The organism is Mesorhizobium sp. M1307 (assembly GCF_040318155.1).
GTDB lineage: Bacteria > Pseudomonadota > Alphaproteobacteria > Rhizobiales > Rhizobiaceae > Mesorhizobium.
Window position 1 is genome coordinate 144,394 of the sequence record NZ_JAMYLR010000011.1, and the last position, 21,819, is coordinate 166,212.

Genomic DNA, 21,819 nt, shown 5'->3' on the forward strand with positions numbered 1-21,819 from the left:
CTGGGAAGATACGACCGTTCAAGCCAGCAGATGTGCCAGCAACGCCCTCAGTTGCGCTGGTTTCAGCGGCTTGCGCATCAGCTCGATGCTGGCGGCGCGGGCGGCCTTGGCGACACTTTCCGAGCCGTCGGCGGTGACGATGAGCGCCGGCACGGCGCGACCGAGATAATCACGGACCTCGGCGATTGTGGTGGTGCCGAGGTCGCCGCCGTCGAGATGCTGGTCGGCTATGACAATATCTGGCAACCAGTCGGTATCGCCAAGCAAGTCGAGCGCGTCACCGGTCGAGGTGGCGGGGCGCACCAGGCATTGCCAGCGCTCGAGCAGGGAGGTCATCGCCTGCAGCACGTCGATGTCGTTCTCGACCAGCAGCACCCTTGTGCCGAACAGACCGTAGCCGCGCGGCCGCTCCATGTCGACGGTGCTGGCGATTGGATCGGCCGTGTCGCCGATCCCGACCGGAACGTCGATATGGAAAATCGTGCCATGTCCGACCTTCGACGAAAACGTGACGGGATGGCCGAGGGCCGCGGCGATGCGGCGCACGATGGCCAGCCCCAACCCCAGCCCGCCGGCGGCAAGCCCGGCATCCGTCGGGATCACGCCGCGATGGAATTCCTCGAACACCGCCTCGCGCTGGTCGTCGGGGATGCCGCAGCCGGTATCGGCGACGTCGATGCGGATCGTGTCGCCGCGATGCCTGGTGCCGACCAACACGCCGCCCGAGCGGGTATAGCGCAGTGCATTGGACAGGATGTTCTGCAGGATGCGGCGCAGCAAGGTTCGGTCCGAACGAACGAGCGCATCGACCGGCCGGAACTTTAGCGTCAGCCCCTTCATCTCCGCGACCGGCTGAAAATCCGAGCGCAGAGACGAAAACAGCGTCTCCAGGCTGACATCGGTGATGTCGGGCTGCACGACGCCGGCATCGAGCTTGGAAATGTCGAGCAAGGTGCGGAGCAGGTCCTCCATCGTCTCCAGCGATCGCTCGACCTGGCGGACCAGCTTTCTGCCTTCCTCGCTGGTCTGTACTTCGGCAAGCGCCGAGACCGACAGATGCGCGGCGTTCAGCGGCTGCAGCACGTCATGGCTGGCGGCCGCCAGGAACCTGGTCTTGGACAGGTTCGCCAGCTCGGCGTTTTCCTTGGCTGCGTTCAAGTCGATGTTCGACTGCTCCAGCCGGCGCAAGGTCGAATGCAGCTCTTCGGTGCGGCTGCGCACCCGGCTCTCGAGCGAAATGGCGGTCTGGAACAGCGAAAAGGCATTGCCTTGCTGGTCCATGGAACGCTCGACGCGGCTGATCAGCGCGGCGTTGATCTTCTTCAGCCTTTCCAGGTCGTCGATGTTCCTGAGCGGCATCCCGGATTTCCTACTCCGCCGCTTCGGCCGCCTTGCGTTCGCCGAAGGCGATGCCGGTGAAGGTCTGGTTCAGATGCATCGAACGGTACTGTTCGCCATAGGTGCCGAAGCCGAGGACGTTGTTGACCTTGTAGAGTTCCGAAATCTCGCGATAGACCTGCCGATTGCGCGCGTCGAGCCGGCGCAGCACGCAGTCGAAACCGAGGATCAGGTCAATGCCGCCAAGCCTTTTGCTGACGTCGCTGAGAGCGGCGCGGGTCGCCTCGACCATGTCCTTAGGCTGGGCGACGGCAAGCACGACACCATCGTCGATGGCGCAGAAGAACGACAGCGAGCCGTCCGCATGCATCTTCTGGATTGAACGGCAGTAAAATTCGCCGCCGACTTTCACCACCACCGGGTGCGAGGCAAAACTCAGTGGCGTCAGCATCTGCGCGACGACGCCGACCGAGGCGGCATATTCTTCGGCGGCAATGGTGGCGTTGAATTCGCGCACGATGCGATGGTCGGGATCGGATGCCGTCACCACCAGCTTCTCGTCGGTGGGAACGAAATTGTCGGTCTTGAACACGTGGAAAGGAATTTCCGTGGTGATCAGCACGATGATGGCGCTGTCGGAGGTCACTTTGCCGTTCGAGATCAGCCGCGTTGTCTCGAATTTCAAATCATCGCCAGCCGACCCGCCGATCAGTGGGATGTCGTCGAGCCCCCAATGGATGGCGGAGGTCACCGCTTCTTCGGCATAAGACAGGCCGTCGATCAAGCAGAGCGCGAAAGTGGTGTCGGCTCGCTCGTGCCCGAGGCGCTCGTGTAACGAACGCCTCAGCGCCTCGACTTCGCCGGTAATCCCGTCCATGCCCGATGAGGACAGATTTTCGACCATGGTGCTGGCTGCCGAAAACGATGCGGAGGGAAGCAGCATAGCCAGGATCTGGCCTTCCTCCAGCCCTTTGGGCGTTATCTCACCGGCCGTCGAGCAGCCGGCATAGTGGAGCGCCGGCGCGTGGCTCTTCAGCGCTTCCGACAGGGCGACGGCCTCTATGAGGCTCTGCGAGAAAAACAGGAGGGCAAACCCGGCGTCAATGGCCGCTGCTTCCGCTGCCACCGCCCGGGCGAACGCATCCGCGTCAGATTCGTCGGTGGTGAGCACCGAAAGGCCGCATGCATAGCGCGTCCGTGACTTGGCCAGCGGCTTCCTCCTCCATTTCCTCCGACGCTTTTTTGTGCGCGTCTGGCGCGCCGGCGTCGAGGTCATTGTTGTCTTGAAGCGGTGCTTTGGCAATGAGCCAACATGATGGATTTGAAGTTTCTGCCGTTTGACGGCGTCCGCGCAGCCACTCACAGACGAAAGGCCGCATCGCACCGCCATCCGTGCAACGAAGGCCCAGCTGAATTTGCCGCAGGCGAATGTCCACGGATCACGGCTGGCAGGCTCGACGTGCCAAGAATGGGGCAGGATATCGCGCTTAGCGGTTGCCGCTTTGGACAGGGTGCCAGTCTAGCCTGGCGGTTGTCGTGGTCAATCCGGGCAGGTGACAGCCTACGCCAATGCGCTCGGCAAGCGGGCCAGGACCGACACCACCGATGCTGCTGTAACGCTGCCTTCGTTGGGTCGAGCAAGCGGCAAGTGCCCGTTGCGCGGCACCGAAGCCGAGGCCCTGGCTGGGCTCGTCGCTCGCCGCCGTCAGATTGTGCGGATGATCGCAGCCGAGAGAGCTATGCCCGCACCGCCATGGCAACGCAGGCACCAAAGAGCATCCAGCCAAAAGGAAAAAGACCGGCTGGAGAAGGTGTTGTTTCGCGGTTATTTCCGATCGCTTAGACTCAATTAGGCGACTTTGAGATCTTTCATCGCCTTTTCAACGACATCCTTGATCGGCCTCGATACATCTTCGGCAGCCTTGGTCGTCACGGCCTGAAATTCCTTGGCCTGCTCGACGGTCTTTTCGAGCTGCGTGCGCAAGAAGGCAGTCTGGAGTTCGATGAACTCGGACGGCGACTTCACGGCAACCAGGGCTTCGAGGTGCGAGAAGCCGGCTTCGGCATTGGCGCGCAGAGCAGCAATTGTCTTCAGCGACAACTCGTTGCCGACGGTCTTGGCGGTTTCGAAGCTCGACTGCAGAGCCTTCTGGGTCGTCTCGGTGCCTGACGCAAATTTCGCATAGGCTTCTTTCGACTGCTCGACGCCCTTTTCGGCGACAGCGCGGACCTGGTCGGCAGCCTTCGACGCGTCGAAGGTGGGGAATGAGGTATTTTCAACGGTGTCAGCGGTCTTGGCCATAGTTTCCATCCTTTCCGGTGGACGGCCTTTCACAAAAGCCGTCTCGTTCACTTACGAAACTGACGTTACGGCATTTATAGTGCATTGCAATATTTTTGTGCGACGCACCATCCCTCTTCCAGCGTTCCGAGGGGGCATGCGGAGGGTCGGTGGCATCTCGAGATCGCCGGTTCTGCAGGAAGAACTCTTCTGGACGGACCACCTGATCCAGCATAGCCTCGCAACAGAGCACAACGTTTTGCCACCTGGGTATCTACTTCAGCCGCTATTCGGCAACCGTCCAAGTCTACGTCAACGAAAGCGTTAAATTCGTGCGCCGCAAACTTTCAGTCGGCGTACCCGCTGGGCACAAGGCGATCGCTTTCCTTAGCGCGCCATCGAGAAGTTGCCTCGATATGGCGGTGGTTGACGCGAAGGCGCGCCTCAACCGCTTCCAGTGCGCCGTGAAGTGACCACCCCTGGTGGTCTATCGGTTAGCCAAGTTCCGGATCAGTGCGGATGCCTGAAGAAGACAACCGCTTTCTATCATCCAGGCATACAGTCCCACATGATCCGACGGGCTGAGGCCGGTGGGCAAATGCACGATAGGCATTCGAACCGACTCATCGTCGATCACCAACTCAACGGATCGAAGATCCGGTGGCACGTTTCCGGGAATTGCCAAAATTGGGGTGTCCTTGTCCCAGACCAAGCTTGTCGCCAGCGACTCTTCATTATAGGCAACCGAAACATCCGCCCTGTGCCCCGGTGGGCGCCAAAGCTCCAGTTTGAGGTCATAAACGCAGCCTGTCAGACGATTTTCGACCGGCACCATCCAAGGTTCCAAGGTGGCGGCCGTCGTGTCGGAAACGCCACGAGACCCACCTATGGTTTGGAGCTGACCAGCGGCATTCCCCAATAGATCCGAAATCGCAGTCAAACTCGAAGAAGCGCCCGCCGCCCCGTTAGAGGTTGATCCAGAACCCGATGCGTCGTCAGTCACCACAACATCCGCAGGTCCCGGCAACGCAGTGACCGAGCCATCGTCACCCATCAAAGTGACAGTCGATCCACCCTCGATATGCACGAGGTCGCCCAGTCTGAACAGTTTGCCGAGCTGAGGGCTGTCCGCGGGAGGATCGACAGCGACAACGACATACTCGCTGGCCGCAAGAGCGCTCGAGCAAGAACCAACTGCTGCGATGGCCGCAGCCAGTAGGAAAATGATTTTGGGTTGCCGATACATGACGCACGTTCAACCATACGCTTGTTTTACTTGCCTTCAAGATAGATCCTATCGCCAGCCTCACCCTGCTTCAGTCTTCCAAGGTGATAAGCAACGAGGCCATCGTTGGGATATTGAATGGCCAGCGATGCAAAGGCAGCAGCGGCAGTCTTGTCACGCGCGGACATCAGCAAATAAGCTTGCGAGTAAGCCTCCACCATCTCGCGATTCATACGCCCGTCCTCCAGCAACTCGAAGGCTGAGATCCACTCAGTCTTGCCTTTCAGACACAACACACCGGATGGCCGAAGCAGGTAGTCATCGGAAGAGTTCGCCACCTCCTCGCTGATGCAGTTCATGGTACCTAGAAACTTGTTCGCGCCTTCGAGCCTGGCAGCGGTGTTCACCGTATCGCCCATGGCCGTGTAGTTGAAGAATCGATTGCCCCCAAAATTTCCGACAACTGCAGGTCCTCGATGGACGCCGATACGAGTGACGCCAACGTCGTGGCCTCTAGACTTTACATCTGTCCGAAATCTTCGAGACATCGCGACGGTAGCGAGCGTTAGTTTTAGGGCCCTTTCGGCTTGGTCCTCCTGCACACCCGGTGCACCAAAAAAACCAATGACTGCATCGCCTATCAGTTTGTCTATCGTGGCTCCATGTTCAATGAAGAGACCACAAACCGCATCGAGGTATTCATTCAGAACCGCAGCAAATACCTCTGGTTCCGTCCGTTCGCCCAAACTGGTGAACCCCTCAAGGTCGGTGAACACGCACGTTATCAAGCGTTCGGATCCGCCGAGGCGCAGTGACGCCGGCTTGCTGACTAGCTCTGCCACGACTGCCGGGCTGAGATACTGAGAGAACGCGTTCTGGACGAAACGCCTTTCTTTCGAGTCCCGGTGCCATGCCAGAATTGCGACGAATCCGGAGAGCCCTAGCAGCAGCATCGACGGCGCGACCATTGGTAACAGAATCCCGGCCTTGGCAAACGCGGTTGCTTCTAAGATCAAAACCGAAACGACTGCGCCGATGATGACCATAGGTTTCACCAGCACTGATATGCGGAGCCAAGCGACCCAGATGCAGAGCGCCGTCGCGAGAACGAAGGGCCCAAACGCCGCCACCGCCCCTGGCGTAATGATTTTGTCGCCCTTGATCAATCTCGCCAGCGCATTGGCATGAATAACCACACCCGGCAGCGCTCCGGCAACAGAGCCGTTCAGCACGGCAAAGGGGGTTGCATGACGATCCTGCAGCGGGAGGTCGACGCCGATCAAAACGAACTTCCCGGCGAACCAGGCCGGGGGCGCGAAAGCGGCGGCGTGTGCCGGATATATTGTCCATCGTGCCGGATGAATGCCTGTAGCCCGATAGTAGACCATCTTCTCCGCAGCTTGCGATGCCGATATGCCGGCGGTCTGCGCGAGCGCTGATGCAAAGCTAGGTTGCCAGTTGCCATTCACCACGCGCCCTGGAAATTCTTCCCGCACAACCGCGTCGACCCTATCATGAGACAGGGCGGCCAGTCCGCGGATGGCGCTTGGCGCGAAGCGACTAAGATACGACAGTTGCTTGTCGGTAAGGTCGTCGTCGTGTGATGCAGATGCGACAATTACCGGACTTTCGGCCGCCTCGATAACCTCAGCTAGGCGCCGATCCTTTTCTGCCTCGGTTGGCTGATCGAAAAGCAAGTCAATGCCTATTGTTCTCGGATGAGCCTTATCGATTCTCTGCACAAGGTCGGCCAAGGCACCCCTATCCAGCGGCGATCTATAGGGAAACCTTTCCAATGTCTGCTCTGTGATCGTTACGATCACGATGTCTGTCGGGGGCGCGACGAAGGGCGAGATGGTCGTCATCAAGACGTCGCGCAGCAGTTTCTCGCCTGAGGGAGAGAATGTGGCAATGCAGGCGCCCAGAATGAAAAAGAATCCGAGCGACGCGAGAAGGCGCCCTTTTTGAACCATTCCGATCGGCGTGAAGACGGCCAAGCTGCGTGCAATTCGTTTCGGTGTCTATCGGCGTGAATCTACACAGCATAGACCGCTGACGAACTGTGGGCTAGCGGTGGGCCCTTCGCTAGATCCGCTGGACTTGACACTGCGAAGCACCGGGCTCAGTCTCGCAAGACTGCTCCGGTTTTATCCTGTCCATCGACTGGTGAATCCGCTGCATGAGCTGAGACTAAGGATATACAGCCATGATGGCGCTTCGCTTCGCCATTGCGCTTCTTCTAGTTTCGCTGAGCGCCCAAGCGTGGGCAGAACGGCGCGTCGCGCTGGTCATCGGTAATTCTGCCTATAGATACGCGGTTCCACTTTCCAATCCAAAAAATGATGCGGTGGATATGACCGCAAAACTGCAGGCGTTGGGCTTTGAGGTGGTTGCAGGCGAGGACCTCGATCTGAGCGGGATGCGCGGCACGGTTCGAGATTTCATCGGCAAGCTGGATGGTGCCGACATGGCGCTTCTCTTCTATGCCGGCCATGGCGTCCAGGTGAACGGCACCAACTACATGGCTCCCGTTGATGCGCGGCTATCCACATATAACGACCTCGACTTCGAAGCCGTGCCCATGGACCTCGTCTTGTCGGCCATGGAGCGAACCACGAAGGTCAACCTGGTATTTTTGGATGCTTGCCGGGACAGTCCTTTCTCACAGAACCTTGGGCGCTCGATGGGTACGCGATCAGGGTCGGTCGGTCGGGGCTTGGCAAAGCTAGGCACGGGCGTTGGATCGCTCATAGCCTTTGCAACGCAGCCCGGGAACGTTGCGCTGGACGGCGAGGGAAGGAACTCGCCGTTCACATCTGCGCTGCTGAAGAATCTTGGTACGCCTGGCCAGGACATCTCCCGCGACCTCATCAACGTCCGTAGGGATGTGCTTGAAGCAACCGACGGCAAGCAAGTGCCATGGGACAACTCCTCGCTGACGGGCGACGTCATTTTGCAACCGTTGTCCGGAAACACCGCTGTCACGGCGGGTGCGAAAGGAGGGGACGTAGAAGTCGCCTATTGGGAGACCATCAAGGAAAAAACGGACAAGCGCTTCTTTGAGGCCTATCTCAGACAGTATCCAAGCGGCGCCTTTGCGGCGTTAGCCAGCTTGAAGATCGACGAGATCGAACAGGCAGCAACAGATCGTGGCAAAGCCCCCTCGATTTCCATCGAGGGCGTGGAGGTTGCAGAAGCTCATCCTGATTTAGATGTGACGCAAGCTTTGGCTGATCCGCGCGCGTTGACAAAGGCAACGCAAACAGAGCTAACGCGAGTCGGCTGCCTTGTCGGACAGGCAGACGGCAAATGGGGACCGGGAAGTCGGAAAGCTCTTCAAGCCTTTGCCGAGCAGCGGGGATTGAAGCTTGCCAGCCTGGAGCCGACGAAAGAGGTGTTGCGCGCAATCAAGAATATCCCAGAACGTGTCTGCGCTTCGGTCAAGGTAAAGGCTTTTGATGGCGCGTGGGCACTGACGCGGCGCGCAGGTAATTCCGCCTGCGATTACACTGAACAGTCAACGACAATCTTTATCGATGGAACGGAAATTTCCGCGATGGTGCCTTTGGCCGGAACAATCACCGCCGACGGGGCATTCGACATCTATTTAAGTTTCGTCGATGACGATGGTGCGCCAAGGCAAAACCATATCATCGGCAGGCTTCAAGGTGCGAAAGGCAGCGGTGAGTTTTCTCGAGTCGGAGGCGAGTGTGCAGGTGTCGTAAGACTTGACAAGCGTACTGAATAGGGCCGGCATTTGCGGGTCCGTGCAAACGCCGACCAAACCATTCGGACGTGGTCCGTCTCATTGAACCAACGTCGAAGTCGCGTGGACTTTGCCGTCGTCGCGCACCTCGTAAAATTTGTCGTTGTCAATGTAGATAAGATGACAAACTGGTTTACCTTGGTCTTGTGAACAGGCCTTGTCACCGTCGAAAGTCAAGGGAACTTTGACCTTTATCTTAGTTTTGTTGTTCACCAAAGCTTCGCCAATGATCTGTTTTTTCTTCCAGTTCCAGACAAGAGTGGCAGTTATGGCAGCTCCAGCGTCGTATATAATTACATTTACCTTTTTCCCATTAGCAAAAGTCTTAAATTCTTCCATCGATGCTTTCTTCGCGCTACTTGGTAGATCCTCGGCCCAAGCGGACATAGCAAGTGAAAACGTAGCTGCGACAACAAGCGATAACAGTTTCATCCTATCCTCCCCATCCCCCGCCGGTTTGACTGACATGTCTATATATTCTTAAGCGAGGAGACTGAAAATTATCATGATAACAAGCTTTCAAGAAGCGGAAATCAGCGCGTCCTAGATGTCGTTGGGGACATTTGCTCAAGTTGAGCGAAGCCGCACATTCTAGCATGTTCCCTAGGATTTGCGCTTAAGCCAACGCGTTCTCAGTGTTTACAATGCGCAGGCCGCCCGAGCGTGTGATGCGCGGTGTTTGGATTGCGAGCCTCATTGCACTTACCGCCGCCTATCTTGCCGACCAAGCGGGCCTTGAGGGCATCGTCTCGAAGCGCGCCGACAGCCCGTATCGAAGCGGCCCGACGACGAATTGGCTGAAGACGAAGAGCTTCACAGTCCAGGAATACGAACTATTGGGCGTCGAGCGCGAGCCGGGCAAGGCGGCATTCGCCTTGCTGGCGAAGCCCGGTACCGGAAAATATGCCGGTTCGGCCTTCATCACCTTGAACCAGGAGATGCGCGAACGGCTGTGGAAGCGTGTCCAAGAGCACGCCGGGCCACCGCCGAAGGGCATAAAGCGGCCGGCGACCATGGGTCAGGCCGGGGTGAAAGCCCACGTCAAGCATCTACGGGGCGAGTTCGGATTTCGCCACGCCTCACTGCAGGATTCAGAGAGGAGTGATACCTCCAGCGAACACGGCACGAATTAGCCGGCCTCGCCTCGGACCTACGACGCCAGTGTGCCAGCATGATTCTTTGTCGAGGAGCATTACTCAACGCGCTTTCCAGAATGGCGGGACGTCCATGGCCCGGGTCATTCTCGCACTCGACTTTTTACTGATTACATGGGCGGATGGCCCCGTTGGGGGAGCCGCAGACGCGCTCGGCCGAAGGTGTCTGGCATTTGGTCTGAGATCGATCGGGTCGAAGCCAATTTCCGCCTGCTGCGCTTCACGCTATTGCAAGACATTCAAATTTGAGCTTCCGCACTCATGCTTTCTCGAGAGTATCTCCGTAAGTTTTAGCCGTTCTGAATCGCCGTCGGCGACGATGACGACGAAATAGGAGAACGCAATGGCTCGCAATCACGTTGAACGTCTTGGAGAGTTTAGGGAAATCTTGGTCGCGACTCGACGCGAAGGAGTCCGTAACGTGCACCATACTCGCGACGCAATGCGGGCAAGTGGCTTTCAGATCGGGGACAGCGACGGCTCCAGCTACGGAGCCGAGCTGAAGGTGCTCCAAGAGGAAATTGAGGCAGTCGATCGCGCCATCGAAGACGAGAAGCGGTTGGCCTTGGCCCTCGAGAGCGCGGCTCAATCCCGCCGACCGACTAAACCGAGAATCGTGAAGGGAACATAGAGTCCGGTAAGGCCCTTGGCGCCCGTCGCGTCGATCGCCTTCGGTACAGTGTCGGGCTCGTCGCCGCCGTGGTGCAGCGCCCTAAAAGCGGACGTTTCGCTTTCGTGCCCTTGCGTAACCTAGAGCATTTGCTCGGTAAAAATCGCACCTGTGAACTCCGACCTCGTATGGCGGACCAACAGGTTCGGCCAACATCAGGTGAGATGTAGTCCCAACAAACATGCAGTTCAGACAATCGATTACGCGTCTTTGTTGAAGTCGTGCCCTGCGGCCGATCCGAAAGGATCAGCCGCATCCGGCATCCATCACCTTCACTGACTGAAACACGCTTGATAATCGGGGGCCCCATGTAGACTAAGTTGCATGGACTAAGTCATGGGGCCCGCAATGCGCACCGTCAATATCCACGAGGCCAAGACGCATCTGTGTCGTCTTGTCGACAGGGCGGCCAAAGGCGAATCCTTCATTATTGCCAAATCCGGCAAGCCGATGGTCAAGGTCGTTGCCATAGACGCACCTGCCGCCGGCGAAATGCGCCGGGTGGGGTTTATGGCCGGGCGGTTTTCAGTTCCGGACGATTTTGATCGCATGGCCGATGACGAAATCGAGAAGCTGTTTGGCGGCCATGCATGAAACTTCTTCTCGATACCCACCTTCTGCTCTGGGCGGCGGGCGAGCCCGAAAAGCTTCCGCGTGCCGCCCTCGCTGAGATCGAGAATGCCGATAACCACTTGACGTTCAGCGCCGCAACTCCCTGGGAGATTGCCATTAAACGCGGTCTGGGCCGCCTTGACTTGGAGGTCGATGCGCGTCTTTCCGTCGGGGCCTGATCGACAATGGCTATGATAAGCTGCCATCACCGGCGAGCATGCCATTGCAGTGGAGGGGCTTCCACCCATCCACAAGGACCCATTCGATCGGACCCTGATTGCTCAATCGATTGTAGAAGGCATTACTTTGCTGACCGTCGACGATCTGGTCGAGCAGTATCCTGGGCCCGTCCGTCGTCTCTGATCAAGCTGGACCCCAAGCCCCTCGGTAGGGTAGTCCAGCTATCGCTTCAGACCACCCATGAACGCCTTTACTCGAGCAGAGTCGACCTGGTTCCACCAGACGCCGTCGTGCTTCAGCGCGCTGGCGATGATGACCCCGTCGACAATGTCGAGGATATCCTTGGCATTGTCCGGCGTGACACCGCTGCCGACCAGCGTCGGCAGGCCGGCGGCCTGCTTGATCATACTTATGTAGCCCAAATCCGCGGCGTGACCGGTGCGCTGGCCAGTGGCGATGATGGCGTCGGCCTCGAAGAAGACCAGGTCCTTGACCAGTTCCTCCACCGGGCGGTCGGCGACGATGGCGTGTGCGCCGTGCTTGACGTGGGCATCGGCGAAAATGCGGATGCCGTTGGCGCGCAGCCTGGCGCGGTAGCGTGCCGCGCGGCCCGATTCGCCTTCGACAAAGCCCTCATTGGCGACGTAGGCATTCGCCCATTGATTGACTCGGACGAAGCCGGCGCCGGCTGCGCTGGCGATCGCCAGGGCCGGGATCGCGGCATTGGCCAGCACATTGATGCCGATCGGCCTGCCGAGTTCGCGGCGGATGCGGTCGGAAACGACCGCCATATAGGCCGCCGTCTCCGGGCCGATATCATCAGGCTTGGCGAAGGGGATGTCGCCATGGTTCTCGACGATGACGCCGTCGCAGCCGCCGTCGAGATAGGCCTTGGCGTCGTCGAGCCCGCGCTGGTAGATCGCCTCGATAGCCTCGCCGTCATAGCGCGGCGCGCCGGGCAGCGGCGCCAGATGAACGACGCCGATCACCACCTTTGTGCGGCCGAAAAGGTCCACGAGCGCGTCGCCGCCAGATTGGCCGAGCTGGGTCATGAGAGCTCCATTTGATCGATGAGCGCCGCCATCTCGGAGGCGGAAGGACAGGATGCCAGCGTGCCCGGCCGTGTCACGGCGATTGCGGCGGCGGCGAGCGCCAGCTTCAGCGCCGAGATGACCGGCATGCCCCGGGCAAGCCCACCGGCCAGACAGCCGCAGAACACATCGCCCGCGCCGCTGGTGTCGAGCGCCTCGACCTGCGGCGCCGGCAAACGAAGCGGCTCTTCATGGCCCGGGCCAAACACGAGACAGCCTGCGGCGCCGAGCGTGATGACGACGGTGCCGGCGCCTTCGGCTACCAGCGCATCCGCCGCCGCCGCGATGTCATCCCGGCCAGTCAGGGTTTTCGCCTCGGATTGATTGACAACCAAAACCTCCGCCAGGCCAAGATCGGGAACAGATGCCGCATTGATCGGGCTGGCGTTGAGAACGGTGCGCGCACCGTTTCCCTTTGCCGCTCTGAGGCAGGCATCGGTCACGGCAGTCCGTAAATTTCCCTGGCAGACGAGGATGTCGCCGGGCGCGATCCAGCGGACAAGTGCTGTTTGCGCCACCGGATCGAAGGCTTCGCTGCAGGCGACGCCGCTGACGATGAAATTCTCTCCGCCTTTATCGACGACGATGGTCGAGCGGTCGCTCGGCAGCTCGAATTCGCTCACCTCAAGGTCGGACAGCTCGCTGTCGAGGCGGCTCCTGATCCACGCGCCAGCGGGGTCCTTGCCGAGCGCCGTCCAGAGCGTCACCTCTGCACCAGTCCGTTCTGCTGCGACTGCCTGGTTGGCGCCCTTGCCGCCGACCCCGTCGGCATAGCTCACGGCATTCAAAGTCTCGCCCGCGGCAGGGAAGCGGCCGACGCGAAACACGGTATCGACGCAGGCATTGCCGACGACGTGGACATGCATGGCTCAGCTCTCACCTGTCGCCCAGCCCAGCATCTGTTCGAACAGGGTCTTGTAGCCTGGCCAGGCGATGAATTGCGGCGGCAGCCAATGTGGCCCGACATCGGATGTCCAGGCCACGGTGCGGCCCTTGCCGTAATGGCCGGTGACAAGCAGCGGCAGCGAGCCATAGTCCGACGACACGCTGGCCAGGACCTCGGCCCCATCCTTCAGCGTCACCTCGTTAAAACCGAGCAGGATCGGCCAGTCCGAGCCGAGGCCCCTGAGGATGGGATGGCTCGACCCTGGTTTCGGCACCGGCGCAAAACCTTCGGGAACCTCGACGCGGTCGTCGTAGGCCAGGCAATTCACCGGCAGCACGTCCTCGACCGGCGTCTTGCGGTAGCGCGCGCCGCCATTGATGCCTTGGAAGCTGTAGTAACCGCCGAACATCAATAGACCGCCGCCGCCGCTGACGTAATCGCGGAGCAGGCGCAGGCGGTTCGGCGTCGGCTTGGAGTGGACCCAGGTGTCGGGATGCAGCAGCAGCGTGTTGGCGCCGATGTCGGAGAGCACGACCCCGTCATAGGCCGACAGCGCCTCCATGGTCTGTGGAAAGCCGCGCTGCGCCTCGTGCGCCGGCATGAACGTGACGTCGAAGTCGGTCGCCTTCAGCGCACCCAGCAACTCGTCTGCGCCGGTGTGGTAGGTAACGGTCGGAAACTGGTCGAAACCCTTGATATGGGTCGCGGTCGACACCCAGGATTCGCCGGCAAGTAGGATCTTCTTCTTGGACATTTGAACTCCAGTGTAATTCCAGGCCGCTTAGAGCCGCGCGAATACGCTTTTCGGATTGGCGATCAGCATGCGGTCGATGGCCGGCTGCTCGACGCCGTGGCGTTTTAGGCGCGGTATGAAATGCTTCAGGAGATAGCCATAGCCGAAGCCGCCGAAGCGCGTCAGCATGATCTTGAGGAACACATCCTGCGACAACAGCAGGCGGTCGCCGAAGCCCGCCTCGACAAGGGCGGCGATGGCGCGTGCGTTCTCTTCGTCGGAGGGCGATTGCGCGTCTTGGTCGGCATAATAATAGTCCATGCCGATCATGTCGTATTCGAGGAACGCGCCGCGCCGGGCGAGGCTTTTCTGGTAGTCGGGATCGTCGTGGCTCGGGTTCATGTGGCAGAGCACGGTGTGGCGAAGATCGGCGCTCTCGGCCTCGACGATATCGAGCACCTCGTGCGCCAGCCGCTCCCAGCCAGGCAGATGGATCGACAGCGGCACGCCGGTTATGCGCGAGGCGCGTGCCGAAGCTCGCAGCGACTTTCGTTCCTCGGCGGTGAAATCCTTGCTGACGCCGACCTCGCCGATCAGCCCGGCCATGATCGGCGGCTGCGTCTCGCCGCCGCCGACATCGTTGACGATGAACTCGGTCACGGCGTCCACATCCATTGCCTTCAGCCATTCGGGATGGGTGTGCTCGAGATAGAAGCCGGTGCCCATGACGATCTTCAGGCCGGACATGCGGCTGATGCGAGCGAGCTTTTCGGGGGCGCGGCCGATGCCGATATTGGTGGCATCGACCACGGTGTGGCCGCCCAGCGCGCGATAGCGCTGCAGCTCAGACAGCGCCAGGTCGGCGTCGTCGAGCGAGACGTTGTCGCGGTTGACGTATGGGTTCATGCGCAACTCGCCGATGATCTCGATGTTCACCGGCTGCTCGGCGATCGCCATGTCATCGGGATGGCAGGGGCATTTCCAGCTGCGCGCACCATCGAGCAAGATGTGCTCGTGCATCAGCGTAATGCCCATCTCCTCGACCGGAACCGGGCCGAGCACGGTCATCACATGGCCGGTTTCGACGCCGATTGGCAGCCGTCGCCTGGGCACCGCGTCATCGAACAGATCGCTCATCGGCTCAACGGCTCCGCACCGCGCCGCGAAACAGGCGGAAGTTCAGCCAGATGGCGATCAGGATGATCGTTCCGGTGACGATCGGCGTCAGGAAAGGCGACAGATGCGCCAGGATCAGGCCGTTGCCGATGACGGCCACGGTCAGCGCGCCGAGCACCGTGCCGATGATCGTTCCACGGCCGCCGAACAGGCTGGTGCCGCCGAGCACGACGGCGGCGATGACTTCCAGCTCGAAACCCTGGCCGGCATTCGAAGATCCCGATCCAAGCCGGGCAGCAATGATGATCCCGGCAAGGGCTGCCGCGGAGGCGGAAATCACATAGACGAAGAGCGTCGTCTGCCGCGTGTTGACGCCGGCGCGCCGCACCGCCTCGGCATTGGCGCCGATGCCGGTGACATAGCGGCCGAATGGCGTCTCGTTGAAGGCGAGATAGGCGATGGCCAGGATCGCCAGCGCGATCAGCGCCGGCACCGGCACGCCAAGGAACCAGGCGCGGCCCAGCACGGTGAAAGCGCTTCCGGGCTCGATGGGGATGGAATAGCCGCCGGTGATCAGCAGCGCCACGCCACGGATCACCGAAAGCCCGGCAAGCGTGACGATGAAGGACGGGATGCCCTCATAGGCAATGAAATAGCCTTGTACCGCCCCAAGCAGGGCACCGAGCGCCAACATGGCGAGGATAACGACTGGCCACGGCAGGCCAAACTGCAAAAGCGTCGCCGACAGCGTCGCCACCAGCGCCAGCACGGAGCCGACCGAAAGATCGATGCCGCCAGTGGTGATGACGAAAGTCATTGCCGCGGCGACTATCAGCAGCGGCGCCGACTGCCGCAGGATGTTCAACAGATTGGGCGATGTCAGAAACGCGTCGGTCGCAACCGAGAAGATGATGCAGACGACCAGAAAGAACAGCGCGATCGAGACGACGCTGCCATTGGCGAGCAGCGCATCGCGCCAGGTGCCCCTGCGTATTCGTGAGGGCTGGGCGGTGTGGATCGCGTCGCTCATGCCGGCGCTCCACCGCGATAGCCATTGGTGGCGGAACGCGCACTGAACTTGCGGCCGACGATCAGATTGACCACGTCTTCGATATTAGTGTCGCCGATCAGCCGTTCGGCGACATTGCGCCCTTCATACATGACCTGGATGCGATCGCAGACGAGGAACAGATCCTGCAGCCGGTGGGTGATCAGGATGACGCTGACACCGCGCGCACTGACCGCGCGGATCAGTTCGAGCACCGCCTCGACTTCGGCCACGGCAAGCGCTGCCGTCGGCTCGTCCATGATCAGCACCGCCGGCTCGAACGAGGCGGCGCGGCCGATCGCGATCGACTGGCGCTGCCCGCCTGAGAGGTTTTCAACCTTGAGCCGCGTATCGGCAATGACGATGCCGAGCCGATCGAGCATCTGGCGCGTCTCGTCATGCATGCGCTTCTTGTCGAGAAAGGAAATGCCTGCGATGCGGCGGCGCGGCTCGCGGCCGAGAAACAGATTGCCGGCGACATCGACCGTGTCGCAGAGCGACAGGTCCTGGTAGACCATCTCGACGCGCGCCGCACGTGCGTCCGCCGGCGAGCTGAAGATCACCGGCTTGCCGTCGATCTCGATGGTGCCGGCGTCGGGAACCACTGCCCCCGACAGCACCTTGCTCAATGTCGACTTGCCGGCGCCATTGTCGCCGACCAGCCCCAGCACCTCGCCCGGCTTCAGCGTCAGCGACACGTCATCGAGCGTCTGGATGGCGTTGTAGCGCTTTGAGATGCCGCTCATCCGCACCCGATAGGTCTGGCCACTGCTCATCTGGAATTCCACGCGATTGCAAGGGATCCGCGGCGCAGCCTCGGGCGGCGCCGCGGCTCGGTCGCCGACGCAGTTTACTTGAACATCGCGCGATATTGGTCGACATTCTTCTTGGTCACGATCGTCACCGGGATATTGATGATCGGGTCGATTTTCTCGCCCTTCTTGATCTTGCCCAGCGCTTCGACCGCGGCCTTGCCTTCGCCGGCCGGATCCTGCTGCACGACCGCCACCACCCAGCCGTCGTCGATGCCCTGAACGGCCTGCTTGGTGAGATCCCAGCCGAACACCTTGACGTCGCCGGTGCGGCCTTGGCTGGTCACCGCCGAAACGGCGCCGAGCAAGGCCGGCTCTCCGGTCGCATAGAGCGAGTTCATGTCCGGATTGGCGGTCATCAGGTTTTCCGAAGCGCTCAAGGCGGTCTCCTGAACATTCTGGCCGTCGACCGTGTCGAGGAAGGTGACGGCCTGGCCGCTTTCGGTCACCGCCTTCTTGAAGCCGTCGAGGCGCTGGTTCTGGATGAATGAATTGAGTGCGCCGACGATACCGATCTTGGCCTTGCCGGCCATATCGGTCTTCACATAGTCGGCGTAGAATTTGCCGATGTCCTCGCCGGCCTTGGTGTTGTCGACGCCGATGAACGAAATATTGTCGCCGTCGGGGATCTGCGCGTCGATGGCTATGACGGGAATGCCGGCCGCCTTGGCTGCAGTGATCGCAGGCTTGACGCCGTTGACGTCGATGGCGACCAGAATGATGCCGTCGACTTTCTGCGTGATGTAGTTCTCGATCGCGTCGTTCTGCGCGCTCGGCACATTGTTGGCGTTGAAAATGACCAGCTTGGCGCCAGCGGCGTCGGCTGCCTTTTGCGCGCCCTCGTTGATCTGGTTGAAGAACAGGGCCTGCTGGTTGATGTTGACGAGAGCGAACGTATCGGCAAGCGCCGATCCCATGGCTGCCGAGCCCATGGCAATGGCGGCGGCACAGCCGGCGAGAAGTTTGAACAGACGCATTTCGGTTCCCCTTGCTTGCGGACCAGACCTCGGCTGGTCCCGTTGGTGCTACAGGCACGAGGCAAGCATTCAAGAGACTTGAATATTTGTCAATCCAAATGAACGCAGAGCGTTGCTCAGAAAGTCGCCGGCGTGTTGACCCAGAAAATGCTAGCGCGTTCCTCGCCGATGTTGCGGTAATGATGCGGCAGCTCCGACCTGAACACGAAGGCATCACCGGTGGCGAGAGCATGGCTCTTGCCGTCGACGATCAGTTCGATCCGCCCGGCGAGCACGTAGCCGACTTCCTCGCCGGCATGCTGGATCGGACCTTCGCTCGAGCCCTCTGCCTCGATGTGATGGATGTTGCATTGTAAGAGGTGGCCAGGCGAATACGGGATGATGCGTTCGAGCGAAATTCCTTCGCCACGCCGTAGCGCGTCGAGCGCGATCAAAGGCCTTGCGCCCGCCCGGAATACGATCGCCTCGTCGTCGTCGACTTGCTCGAACATCCAGCCGATATTGGTGTCGAGAACCTCGACCAGACGGTGGAGCATGGGCAGGGACGGCGAAGCCTTGCCGTTCTCGATCTTGGACAGCAGGCTTTCCGAGCAATTCGCAGCCGCGGCCAGCGTCTTCAGCGTCATGCCGCGTGTCTGGCGGGCGAGGCGCAGCCGAGTTCCAAGTCTTGCGGCATTTATGGTGGCGTCCGTTTCTGATTCTGGCCGCCGTCGATCGATTTTGTTCATCTGTTCGCCAACCATTCAACGGTCAAGGGCAACTATCGCGCGAGCAAAAGACCTCGGCTGACGATTTGCAAGTGCTGATGCGTCAAATTCGAGACTGCAGCCGCAGCTACCTCATCCGGCGAATGCCGCTCCCGCATGAACCTGCTGAATGATCCCGCGCCAGTTATCCCTATCGCTTGGCTGTCCATCGTGGTCGAAATCGCCAGCCGTTACCGCGTTTGCGTCACGTGGCGAGTGGACTTGGAACGACAATGCGGGCAAGGCGGGCCACGCAGCCAATCTACACAACCACGGCCGCGCCGACACGATAAAATCTGGACTGTCCCCGAATTTGCGGAGCGCGCCCAGAAGTCACCCGCGGCAGCGCCCCATGGAGTTACGCCCAGGGCGCGCAGGCTCTCGATAGCCGCGACGTATCCAATGAAATCCTGGGGGCAGTCGCGCAGCCGCTTGAGCTTCGGCAATTTTGAAGAAAGTCCAACAGAATTAATGAACTAGCACCTTGCTGATGTAAGTTGCGGAAGCGACGCGCGGTTAATGCTTTAGAAGGATAGACACATCGACACGAGGTGCGAAGAAGCAACGCCAATACAGCTGGTTGGTTACAACATATTTATTTTCGCAGATATGGTATTGCCCGTCCGGGGATTCCTGTACACGGTCCCGTGGGATGGTGAAATTATGCGGCAAATAAGTGTACCCGCCGTCTACCCTGGACCGCACCGAAGACCGAGGTATGGCGCGGCAATCTGAACCGCCGCAGCACTTGAATTTGGTCTGTGGGTCAATCTTATCTTCGTACCAATCATGGGCGTTAGCGGCTGTTGCGGCGGCGATACACATCGCCGTGAAGATGAGCCTTCGCATGGCATTCCTCAAGTATCTGGCAGGCGCTGCTCGTTGGGGTTTCCATGTATATTAGCGTTCCATTGAAAATACCATTGGCCTCCGACCGACTTAACGCAGCTTCAGCAACGCTCGCAACGGAAGACCGCATTGGGTCACGTCAGGACGACACTTGCGCCGACCAAAGGTCAGCTCTTGTCGCTCCGGGTTGGAAACCGGACCGTCTGCTCTGCGCCTGATGTCGGCCATAGAGGCGAACTTTGCCTCCGCCCGGAAGCAGACACTGCAATTGACCACGCTGAAGGTCGTGGTCGCGCCAGAGCCTGCAAAGGCACAACTCGGCACACGAGGGCGAACATTCCGCTGCGGAAACAACTTGAAGAAACGCTTCGCGGCCCATAGCATGCCGCGCCATGGTGAAATCTGATCGAGAGGTCAGTGAGATCGGTCGGGTTTTTGAGCCAGTGCAAGGTAGGGAGGATAATAATTATGGCTTCCGAAGTACAGGCAAACAACGGCGTTAACGTAGAGGCGCTGCTCGGCGCACGCGAAGCGCTTACCAACGCCCCGGAGGCAGCGCAGTTCAAGTGGCGCGCGGCCTGCGAATGGAAGGATGGCACCCACAGCCACTCGTCGGTCGAGAGCTTCTACGGTCTCGGCGAGGATCAGCATCGCAAGACCACCTTCACATTCGACGCAGACCATCCGGAGGTCTTCGCTTCCCAGGACAAGGGCGCCACGCCCGTCGAATACGTGCTGGTCGGACTGGCGAGTTGCCTGACCGCCGGCATCGCCGCGGTTGCCCAGAACCGCAACATCCAGTTGAAGTCGGTGAAGGCGACCATCGAAGGCGACATGGATCTCGCCGGAATACTCGGCATCGACAGCGACGTGCGCAACGGCTTCAGCGGCATCACGGTGAAATACAACATCGACGCCGACGCCAAGCGCGAGGACATCGAGGCTATCGTCGCTCAGTCGCAGAAGCGGTCGGCGGTCTATGACATTGTCACCAATCCGACGAACGTCACGGTCGTGGTGAATTGAAAGGCGCTTCGAACCGTAGACTCTCCTGATGAGAGGGTGCGATTAGTTCCGTCACCACAGTGATCGTCGGCGCGGGGCACGCGGGGCTCGCGATGAGCCGCTGCCTCGCGGAGCGCTCTATCGACCATGTGCTGCTGGAGCGCGGCGAGATCGCCCATACCTGGCGCACCGAGCGATGGGATTCACTGCGGCTGCTCACCCCGAACTGGCAGAGCCGGCTGCCGGGCTTCCGCTATGACGGCGACGATCCCGACGGCTACCGGACGATGCCTGAGGTGATCGACTTCCTCGGGAACTATGCCAAGGCGATCTCGGCTCCGGTCAGAACCCACTCGACCGTTACCTCGGTTCGCAGCGACGGGGCGGGATATCTTGTGCGCACTGACCGCGGCGAGTGGCGGTGTCGGACCGTCGTGCTGGCGTCGGGCGCGTGCAACATCGCGCGCCTGCCCGACGTCGCCAGCCGCGTGCCGCCGTCGGTCGCCATGCTGACGGCACAGTCCTACCGCAATCCGGGTCAGGTCGCCGACGGTGGCGTGATGGTGGTGGGCGCGTCGTCGAGCGGCACCCAGATCGCACAGGAGCTGCAGCGTTCGGGGCGTCAAGTGACCCTGTCGGTGGGCGAGCACATCCGGGCGCCCCGCGTCTATCGCGGCAAGGACCTGGAATGGTGGATGGACGCCGCCGGCGTGCTCGACGAGCGTTACGACGAGGTGGACGACATCAGGCGGGCGCGACGGGTTCCTTCGCTACAGCTTGCCGGCACGCCCGACCGCATCACCCTCGACCTCAATGCGCTCAACGACCTCGGCGTCCGGCTCATCGGTCGTCTTGCCGGCATCACCGAAGACGGCAAGGCCCAGTTTGCGGGGTCGTTGCGCAACATGTGCGCGCTTTCCGATCTCAAGATGGCACGGCTGCTCGACGTCATCGACGAATGGGCGCGCGCCAACGGCCTGGACGCTACGGTCGGGCCGCCGGATCGCCCGCCGCCGACCCGTGTCGAGGAGAACCCGCCGCTCGGCCTCGATCTTGCCGGAGGCGCGATCAGGACGATCATCTGGGCCACCGGCTACCGGCCGGACTACTCCTGGCTGGAACTGCCGGTCCTCGACCGCAAGGGCCACGTCCGTCACGACGGCGGTGTAGCGGAACATCCGGGCCTGTACCTGATGGGGACGCAGTTTCTGCGCCGCCGCAAGTCTGCGCTGATCGACGGCGCTGGCGACGACGCGCGTGATCTCAGCGATCATCTGGCATCGTACCTCGGGATCAACGTCTGAGACTCCAGAGGGAACAGGTTGGTTGC

The 21,819-nt window shown here is 60.6% G+C and carries 21 protein-coding genes; 7 read left to right on the plus strand and 14 right to left on the minus strand.

Annotated features, from left to right (window positions below; translation table 11 throughout):
* Nucleotides 1-18 precede the first annotated feature (18 nt).
* The 5 genes from NKH16_RS15840 to NKH16_RS15860 form a co-directional block, all read right to left on the minus strand.
* The gene (locus NKH16_RS15840; protein ID WP_352838031.1) at nucleotides 19-1,359 is read right to left on the minus strand and encodes an ATP-binding response regulator; all 1,341 of its coding nucleotides are present in this window, start codon (nucleotides 1,357-1,359) and stop codon (nucleotides 19-21) included.
* Between the two features lie 10 nt (nucleotides 1,360-1,369).
* Nucleotides 1,370-2,614, minus strand: a complete 1,245-nt coding sequence (locus NKH16_RS15845; RefSeq protein ID WP_352900339.1) for an FIST N-terminal domain-containing protein — start codon at nucleotides 2,612-2,614, stop codon at nucleotides 1,370-1,372.
* Nucleotides 2,615-3,187: 573 nt separating this feature from the next.
* Nucleotides 3,188-3,649, minus strand: a complete 462-nt coding sequence (locus NKH16_RS15850; protein WP_352616184.1) for a phasin — start codon at nucleotides 3,647-3,649, stop codon at nucleotides 3,188-3,190.
* Between the two features lie 457 nt (nucleotides 3,650-4,106).
* On the minus strand, nucleotides 4,107-4,865 hold the full coding sequence (locus NKH16_RS15855; RefSeq protein WP_023679216.1) for a hypothetical protein: 759 nt from the start codon (nucleotides 4,863-4,865) through the stop codon (nucleotides 4,107-4,109).
* A 26-nt stretch (nucleotides 4,866-4,891) separates the two neighbouring features.
* Nucleotides 4,892-6,841, minus strand: a complete 1,950-nt coding sequence (locus NKH16_RS15860) for an adenylate/guanylate cyclase domain-containing protein (protein ID WP_156937424.1) — start codon at nucleotides 6,839-6,841, stop codon at nucleotides 4,892-4,894.
* Between the two features lie 209 nt (nucleotides 6,842-7,050).
* Between NKH16_RS15860 and NKH16_RS15865 the strand changes: the two genes are divergently transcribed.
* Nucleotides 7,051-8,592, plus strand: a complete 1,542-nt coding sequence (locus tag NKH16_RS15865) for a caspase family protein (protein WP_352900343.1) — start codon at nucleotides 7,051-7,053, stop codon at nucleotides 8,590-8,592.
* A gap of 57 nt (nucleotides 8,593-8,649) precedes the next feature.
* Here NKH16_RS15865 and NKH16_RS15870 read toward each other — a convergent pair whose 3' ends face one another.
* Complete coding sequence (locus NKH16_RS15870) at nucleotides 8,650-9,042, minus strand: hypothetical protein (RefSeq protein ID WP_031212493.1); 393 nt, start codon at nucleotides 9,040-9,042, stop codon at nucleotides 8,650-8,652.
* Between the two features lie 236 nt (nucleotides 9,043-9,278).
* Between NKH16_RS15870 and NKH16_RS15875 the strand changes: the two genes are divergently transcribed.
* The 4 genes from NKH16_RS15875 to NKH16_RS15890 all read left to right on the plus strand — a co-directional run bounded on the left by NKH16_RS15875 (nucleotide 9,279) and on the right by NKH16_RS15890 (nucleotide 11,225).
* Entirely contained in the window at nucleotides 9,279-9,743 is a 465-nt protein-coding gene (locus NKH16_RS15875; RefSeq protein WP_245274788.1) for a hypothetical protein, read from the plus strand.
* 364 nt (nucleotides 9,744-10,107) lie between these two features.
* Nucleotides 10,108-10,395, plus strand: a complete 288-nt coding sequence (locus tag NKH16_RS15880) for a hypothetical protein (protein WP_023679221.1) — start codon at nucleotides 10,108-10,110, stop codon at nucleotides 10,393-10,395.
* A gap of 387 nt (nucleotides 10,396-10,782) precedes the next feature.
* Complete coding sequence (locus NKH16_RS15885) at nucleotides 10,783-11,028, plus strand: type II toxin-antitoxin system Phd/YefM family antitoxin (protein ID WP_352449205.1); 246 nt, start codon at nucleotides 10,783-10,785, stop codon at nucleotides 11,026-11,028.
* The gene (locus NKH16_RS15890; RefSeq protein WP_352900348.1) at nucleotides 11,025-11,225 is read left to right on the plus strand and encodes a PIN domain-containing protein; all 201 of its coding nucleotides are present in this window, start codon (nucleotides 11,025-11,027) and stop codon (nucleotides 11,223-11,225) included. The genes NKH16_RS15885 and NKH16_RS15890 overlap by 4 nt, the downstream gene beginning before the upstream one ends.
* A gap of 222 nt (nucleotides 11,226-11,447) precedes the next feature.
* On the opposite strand, the gene NKH16_RS15895 is transcribed toward NKH16_RS15890, so the two are convergent.
* The 8 genes from NKH16_RS15895 to NKH16_RS15930 all read right to left on the minus strand — a co-directional run bounded on the left by NKH16_RS15895 (nucleotide 11,448) and on the right by NKH16_RS15930 (nucleotide 18,617).
* Nucleotides 11,448-12,278, minus strand: coding sequence for a BtpA/SgcQ family protein (locus NKH16_RS15895; protein ID WP_352900351.1), 831 nt, complete (start codon nucleotides 12,276-12,278; stop codon nucleotides 11,448-11,450).
* Nucleotides 12,275-13,183 carry a ribokinase gene (locus NKH16_RS15900; RefSeq protein WP_352900354.1) on the minus strand — a complete coding sequence of 303 codons (909 nt, stop codon included), beginning with the start codon at nucleotides 13,181-13,183 and terminating at the stop codon, nucleotides 12,275-12,277. Before NKH16_RS15900 ends, NKH16_RS15895 begins: the two co-directional genes overlap by 4 nt.
* A 3-nt stretch (nucleotides 13,184-13,186) precedes the next feature.
* Entirely contained in the window at nucleotides 13,187-13,957 is a 771-nt protein-coding gene (locus NKH16_RS15905; RefSeq protein ID WP_352900357.1) for a glutamine amidotransferase, read from the minus strand.
* 27 nt (nucleotides 13,958-13,984) lie between these two features.
* Nucleotides 13,985-15,073 (minus strand): phosphotriesterase family protein, encoded by a 1,089-nt coding sequence (locus NKH16_RS15910; protein ID WP_352900360.1) that lies wholly within the window; start codon nucleotides 15,071-15,073, stop codon nucleotides 13,985-13,987.
* Between the two features lie 4 nt (nucleotides 15,074-15,077).
* Nucleotides 15,078-16,082, minus strand: coding sequence for an ABC transporter permease (locus NKH16_RS15915; protein ID WP_352900362.1), 1,005 nt, complete (start codon nucleotides 16,080-16,082; stop codon nucleotides 15,078-15,080).
* Nucleotides 16,079-16,876, minus strand: a complete 798-nt coding sequence (locus NKH16_RS15920; protein ID WP_352542621.1) for an ATP-binding cassette domain-containing protein — start codon at nucleotides 16,874-16,876, stop codon at nucleotides 16,079-16,081. Before NKH16_RS15920 ends, NKH16_RS15915 begins: the two co-directional genes overlap by 4 nt.
* Before the next feature lie 74 nt (nucleotides 16,877-16,950).
* Nucleotides 16,951-17,889, minus strand: a complete 939-nt coding sequence (locus NKH16_RS15925; RefSeq protein WP_352449198.1) for an ABC transporter substrate-binding protein — start codon at nucleotides 17,887-17,889, stop codon at nucleotides 16,951-16,953.
* A 116-nt stretch (nucleotides 17,890-18,005) separates the two neighbouring features.
* On the minus strand, nucleotides 18,006-18,617 hold the full coding sequence (locus NKH16_RS15930; protein ID WP_352449197.1) for a cupin domain-containing protein: 612 nt from the start codon (nucleotides 18,615-18,617) through the stop codon (nucleotides 18,006-18,008).
* Between the two features lie 1,335 nt (nucleotides 18,618-19,952).
* Here NKH16_RS15930 and NKH16_RS15935 point away from each other — a divergent pair.
* Nucleotides 19,953-20,510, plus strand: coding sequence for an OsmC family protein (locus NKH16_RS15935; RefSeq protein ID WP_023679231.1), 558 nt, complete (start codon nucleotides 19,953-19,955; stop codon nucleotides 20,508-20,510).
* Between the two features lie 59 nt (nucleotides 20,511-20,569).
* Nucleotides 20,570-21,793, plus strand: a complete 1,224-nt coding sequence (locus NKH16_RS15940; protein WP_352900367.1) for an NAD(P)-binding domain-containing protein — start codon at nucleotides 20,570-20,572, stop codon at nucleotides 21,791-21,793.
* Nucleotides 21,794-21,819 lie beyond the last annotated feature (26 nt).

Coding starts and splice junctions, on each gene's coding strand:
- NKH16_RS15895 (WP_352900351.1), bottom strand. CDS start 12,278: ATGACCCAGCTCGGCCAATCTGGCGGCGACGCGCTCGTGGACCTTTTC.
- NKH16_RS15910 (WP_352900360.1), bottom strand. CDS start 15,073: ATGAGCGATCTGTTCGATGACGCGGTGCCCAGGCGACGGCTGCCAATC.
- NKH16_RS15925 (WP_352449198.1), bottom strand. CDS start 17,889: ATGCGTCTGTTCAAACTTCTCGCCGGCTGTGCCGCCGCCATTGCCATG.
- NKH16_RS15935 (WP_023679231.1), top strand. CDS start 19,953: ATGGCTTCCGAAGTACAGGCAAACAACGGCGTTAACGTAGAGGCGCTG.
- NKH16_RS15900 (WP_352900354.1), bottom strand. CDS start 13,183: ATGCATGTCCACGTCGTCGGCAATGCCTGCGTCGATACCGTGTTTCGC.
- NKH16_RS15875 (WP_245274788.1), top strand. CDS start 9,279: ATGCGCGGTGTTTGGATTGCGAGCCTCATTGCACTTACCGCCGCCTAT.
- NKH16_RS15845 (WP_352900339.1), bottom strand. CDS start 2,614: ATGACCTCGACGCCGGCGCGCCAGACGCGCACAAAAAAGCGTCGGAGG.
- NKH16_RS15840 (WP_352838031.1), bottom strand. CDS start 1,359: ATGCCGCTCAGGAACATCGACGACCTGGAAAGGCTGAAGAAGATCAAC.
- NKH16_RS15905 (WP_352900357.1), bottom strand. CDS start 13,957: ATGTCCAAGAAGAAGATCCTACTTGCCGGCGAATCCTGGGTGTCGACC.
- NKH16_RS15920 (WP_352542621.1), bottom strand. CDS start 16,876: ATGAGCAGTGGCCAGACCTATCGGGTGCGGATGAGCGGCATCTCAAAG.
- NKH16_RS15850 (WP_352616184.1), bottom strand. CDS start 3,649: ATGGAAACTATGGCCAAGACCGCTGACACCGTTGAAAATACCTCATTC.
- NKH16_RS15865 (WP_352900343.1), top strand. CDS start 7,051: ATGATGGCGCTTCGCTTCGCCATTGCGCTTCTTCTAGTTTCGCTGAGC.
- NKH16_RS15855 (WP_023679216.1), bottom strand. CDS start 4,865: ATGTATCGGCAACCCAAAATCATTTTCCTACTGGCTGCGGCCATCGCA.
- NKH16_RS15870 (WP_031212493.1), bottom strand. CDS start 9,042: ATGAAACTGTTATCGCTTGTTGTCGCAGCTACGTTTTCACTTGCTATG.
- NKH16_RS15915 (WP_352900362.1), bottom strand. CDS start 16,082: ATGAGCGACGCGATCCACACCGCCCAGCCCTCACGAATACGCAGGGGC.
- NKH16_RS15885 (WP_352449205.1), top strand. CDS start 10,783: ATGCGCACCGTCAATATCCACGAGGCCAAGACGCATCTGTGTCGTCTT.
- NKH16_RS15880 (WP_023679221.1), top strand. CDS start 10,108: ATGGCTCGCAATCACGTTGAACGTCTTGGAGAGTTTAGGGAAATCTTG.
- NKH16_RS15890 (WP_352900348.1), top strand. CDS start 11,025: ATGAAACTTCTTCTCGATACCCACCTTCTGCTCTGGGCGGCGGGCGAG.
- NKH16_RS15930 (WP_352449197.1), bottom strand. CDS start 18,617: ATGAACAAAATCGATCGACGGCGGCCAGAATCAGAAACGGACGCCACC.